Here is a 1,205-nt window from a genome sequence, read left to right as displayed (position 1 = left end):
TTTTCGCATTGTGCAAGCCCAATGCAATTCAACGTCCTTTTTGAGCGGTTTGAGCCGAATTTCTGGTTTCATTTTCGCGTTTACCGTCACGACGGACGGACTTGTGTCAAGGATCGCAGGCGCACGAGGTTGTAGGCGGCCATGTTCAACACGAACATCTGATCCACCTTCTTCAACCCGCGCACCATCGCCTGGCGCATGCGCCCCACGGTCTTCGCCCAGCCGAAGCCTTGTTCGATCAGCTTGCGCTTTTGCTGAGATATGGCGTAGCCCACGCTCGAGGCAATCGAGTCAGCCACCGCCGAACGCCGTCCCGAGGTATTTTGCGCGACGTGCGGTGTGACCTTCATCTCCTGGCAGGCCTCGATGAATTCCTGTGCGTCGTAACCCTTGTCAGCACCTAGCGTGATCTCTGCGCTCGCATCCTGTACTGCTTGCCGCGCGTCGTTGATCATGATCTTGGCCGCTTCACGCTCGGCATGCCCATCAGCGTATGTGACACGCGCGTTGACCACCAAGCCATGCCGGTTATCGGTCAGCGTATGGCCCATGTACCGCAATTCGCTGGCCGTCTTGCCTTTGCGATAGAGCCGCGCATCAGGATCAGTCTTGGACTGATGCGTCTCGTTGCTGCGCTTGCTGCCTTTGAAGTCGCCTGCGCTGCCACTGTCGTTGTCCTGATCGTCACCGTCCTTGCGCACGAAGCTCTTGTGCCCCGCCCACGCCTGGATCAGTGTGCCGTCCACGCTGAAGTGCTCGCCCGAGAGCAGATCCTTCTTCTCGGCGAGCGCCACCACTTCGTTGAAGAATTCGACGATTGCATGGTGCTTGATCAATCGCTCGCGATTCTTCGTGAAGACCGTGGGCACCCACACCTCGTCATCCATTGCCAGGCCGATGAACCAGCGAAAAAGCAGGTTATATTGAACCTGCTCCATCAGTTGCCGCTCCGAGCGGACGCTGTAGAGGATCTGGATCAGCATGGCTCGCAGCAACTTCTCGGGCGCGATGCTCGGCCGCCCGCCCTTCGTGTGCGCTTCATACATCCCGGCGAACAGTCGATCCATCTTCGCCAGCGCTTCGTTCGCCATCACGCGGATCGACCGCAACGGATGCGACTTCGGGACGAAGTCGTCCAGCTTTCGCAGGGAAAACAGACTCTCGGTGAACGTGTCGGCGCCGCGCATGATCTTCAGTGGGCAAGT

The 1,205-nt window shown here is 58.6% G+C and carries 1 protein-coding gene; it reads right to left on the bottom strand.

Features of this window, described 5'->3' with window-relative positions; all coding sequences use genetic code 11:
• Positions 1-86 precede the first annotated feature (86 nt).
• Entirely contained in the window at positions 87-1,187 is a 1,101-nt protein-coding gene (locus AWB76_RS38640; RefSeq protein WP_061165330.1) for an IS5 family transposase, read from the bottom strand.
• Positions 1,188-1,205: the final 18 nt, after the last annotated feature.

This window comes from Caballeronia temeraria, from assembly GCF_001544795.2.
In the GTDB taxonomy this organism is placed as follows: domain Bacteria; phylum Pseudomonadota; class Gammaproteobacteria; order Burkholderiales; family Burkholderiaceae; genus Caballeronia; species Caballeronia temeraria.
Note: the sequence above shows the minus strand (reverse complement) of the source record. Positions and strands in the feature narration are given on the sequence as shown.

What these genes read in the sequence shown, in the direction of transcription:
- AWB76_RS38640 (WP_061165330.1), bottom strand. Translation starts at nt 1,187, where the DNA reads ATGCGCGGCGCCGACACGTTCACCGAGAGTCTGTTTTCCCTGCGAAAG.